The organism is Yinghuangia sp. YIM S10712 (assembly GCF_051388935.1).
Classification (GTDB): Bacteria; Actinomycetota; Actinomycetes; order Streptomycetales; family Streptomycetaceae; genus Yinghuangia.
The window spans coordinates 203,462-206,093 of sequence record NZ_JBPKBI010000003.1 but is presented as its reverse complement, the minus strand read 5'-3'; the positions used below and the strand labels follow the sequence as shown (position 1 = coordinate 206,093).

3 protein-coding genes are annotated in these 2,632 nt (G+C 72.5%); 1 reads left to right on the top strand and 2 read right to left on the bottom strand.

Features of this window, described 5'->3' with window-relative positions:
- Positions 1-11 precede the first annotated feature (11 nt).
- Together ACRX5W_RS10310 and ACRX5W_RS10305 are read right to left on the bottom strand one after the other, a co-directional pair.
- The gene (locus tag ACRX5W_RS10310; RefSeq protein ID WP_436787715.1) at positions 12-605 is read right to left on the bottom strand and encodes an HhH-GPD-type base excision DNA repair protein; all 594 of its coding nucleotides are present in this window, start codon (positions 603-605) and stop codon (positions 12-14) included.
- A 120-nt stretch (positions 606-725) separates the two neighbouring features.
- Positions 726-1,502, bottom strand: coding sequence for a hypothetical protein (locus ACRX5W_RS10305; protein ID WP_436787714.1), 777 nt, complete (start codon positions 1,500-1,502; stop codon positions 726-728).
- 504 nt (positions 1,503-2,006) lie between these two features.
- On the opposite strand from ACRX5W_RS10305, the gene ACRX5W_RS10300 reads away from it, so the two are divergent.
- Complete coding sequence (locus ACRX5W_RS10300; RefSeq protein ID WP_436787713.1) at positions 2,007-2,612, top strand: hypothetical protein; 606 nt, start codon at positions 2,007-2,009, stop codon at positions 2,610-2,612.
- The last annotated feature ends 20 nt before the right edge of the window (positions 2,613-2,632 follow it).

Below are 2,632 nucleotides of genomic sequence, written 5' to 3'. Positions count from 1 at the left end.
CCCCCACGCCGTCACTGCTTCTTCGCCTTCGCCGCCTTGGCCGCCTGCTTGGCCTCCTGCTTCGTCGCCCGCACCTTCGCGAGGGATTCGGGGCCGGTGATGTCGGCCACCGAGCGGAACGACCCCTGCTCGCCGTACGCGCCCGCCGCCTCCCGCCAGCCCTCGGGGGTGACGCCGTACTGCTTGCCGAGCAGCGCGGTGAAGATCTGGGCCTTCTGCGTGCCGTACCCGGGCAGCGCGCTCAGGCGTTCGAACAACTCTTTGCCGGTCTTGACGCCCTTCCAGACCGCCGACGCGTCGCCGCCGTGGTTCTCGACCAGGAATTGGCACAACTGCTGGACGCGCTTGGCCATCGACCCGGGGTAGCGGTGCACGGCTGGTTTCTCGGCCATCAGCGCCGCGAAGGCCTCCGGGTCGTACGCCGCGATCTCCTGCGCGTCGAGGTCGTCGGCACCCATCCGCCGCGCGATCGTGTACGGCCCCGCGAACGCCCACTCCATGGGGATCTGCTGGTCCAGCAGCATCCCGATCAGTGCGGCGAGCGGGCTGCGACCGAGAAGCGCGTCTGCCTCGGGCTGCTGGGCCAGGTGGATCGTCGTGGTCATGCCCCCGATTTTGACACCGCGCCCACGGACGGGCACGGCGGCGGGGCGGCACCGGCGAGACTTGGCGCCGTGTCCGAGGGCGGGCGCTGCGACGTGGACGGATGTGCCGTGCGAGGCCGGTCAGCTCCCGCCACCGCACCCGCCGCCTCCGCACCCGCCGCCCCCTCCGCAACTGCTGCCGCCGTCGGAACCGCCTCCGCCGCCGGAGCCGCCCGGGTCGCCGGACGAAATGATCATCGCGTCCGACCCGCTGTCGGTCCGGCGCGTGCCGCGTGTCCGGCGGGCGGAGACGGGCTGTCGGCCGCCGGGCGGCACGTAGACCGGGGCGCGACGGCGGTACAGGGCCGCGGCCTCGCGCTCCTGGTGGTGGTCGAGGTCCGCGAAGCGGGCATCGAGTGCCTGTCGGCCGTGCGTGCCGAGGATCTGCCTGGCCCGGCGGGCGGCGGTGCCGTTCTCGTCGGCTCCGGGCAGGCCGGGGATGCCGAGACTGCGTGCGTTTTCGAATGCCTCGCGGCAGCCCGGGGCGGCGTCGATCTCGTGGAGTTTGAGACCGTTCGGCGCGGCGGCCAGCGCACCGAGCACGGCCGCCGTCACCGGGTCCGCTCCGGCGGCCGGTCGGTCGACGTGTGCCGCGCGGATCCGGCCGTCGCGCGAGATCATCACCAGTCCGTCTTCGAGCAGCAGCCACACGGCCACCTCGGCTGTCGTGACCGAGGTGTACGCGGCTACCTGGTACGGGGTCGCCCGCCCGCTCTGCAGAAGCCGCACCGCCTCGGCCAGTGCGGTGCCGTACCTCCGGGTGCGCGGTGCGAACGCGACCGCGGCAACCAGGCAGACGACCACGGCCACAGCCACCGATATCCCGACCGCTTCCATGGGGCCCCCTGCCGTCGCCACCGAAATGTTCGATCCTCCTTGCCAGGATGGGCCGTTGGCCCTGATACCGGCAGAGGGAGGTCCCTCCGGAAGAGCCCGCGCGACATCGGCGGTCCGGCGTTGCCGTTTTGCGCGACATCGGTGGCACACGGCGTACGGCCGGTTCGGCGGCCCGGTGTCGCCGAGACCGGAGAGCGGATGCGGCCGATCGCCGAACGGGGACGGTTTTTCGCCACGATGAGGCGTGCCGCGAGGCCCCCGGCGCGCTACTGTTTCTCGCGCCGGACGCCCGCCGCGTACATCACCCGGCGCCAAGCCGATGGGCGGCGGCGGAACCCGACCGGCTCGCCGACCGCCGCGGAAACGCACGGCGGACGGTTGTTCGAGCCGCAGATGCGTCGACCTCGCACGCCCACGCTGCGGCAGCGTAGGCTCACAGAACGAGACTTCGGCCGTGGACGGTGGAGTATGCCTGGCCCGGTAAGTGAACTCACTCGGAGACTGCCCCGGTGGCGGCTTCCTGCGGTGGACCGCCACACACTCACCTGGCGCGCGACGCTTTTCGTCGTCGTGTGCGCGGTGTGCTGGCCCCTTCAGGCCTATGGGCTGAACAGCAGCTTCCTCGAAGGAGGCATGGCGCGCGGCATCCTGGTGGCCGCTCCGCTGCTGTTCCAGTTGGCCTTGCTGCGCTACTACGTGCTGCGCCACCTGCACCCGCACCCGTGGGCGCTGCTCGTGCCCGGCGCGGTCGGGGGGCTCCTCCTGCTCGCGTCGGCGCTTCAGTCGTACGACCTTTATATGTTCACGTTCGGCAAGGACGGCAGCGCCGTCGTTGTGGGCGAACGCGAAAACGACGCGCCGCCAGGGGCCGACGTGCCCGACACGGAGTGCGAGGTTGAGCTGCCCGACGGCGACCGCGACGCGTTGCGCGGGGGCGGCCGGTGCCCCGGTGAACCGGGGGACCGGTTCCTGGTGGTGTACGACCCGGCCAACCGCGTCGCGCCGGACCTCGGCACGGTGGCCTCGCTCGACCCGGGCGCCGCGATGGGCCTGGGAGCGGGCGGCATGGCCGTGATGATCGGGACGGTCGGCGTCGTCGTGCGGCGCGCGGAGGACGACCCGCCGGTGTGAGGCGGAGAACCCCGTCGGGG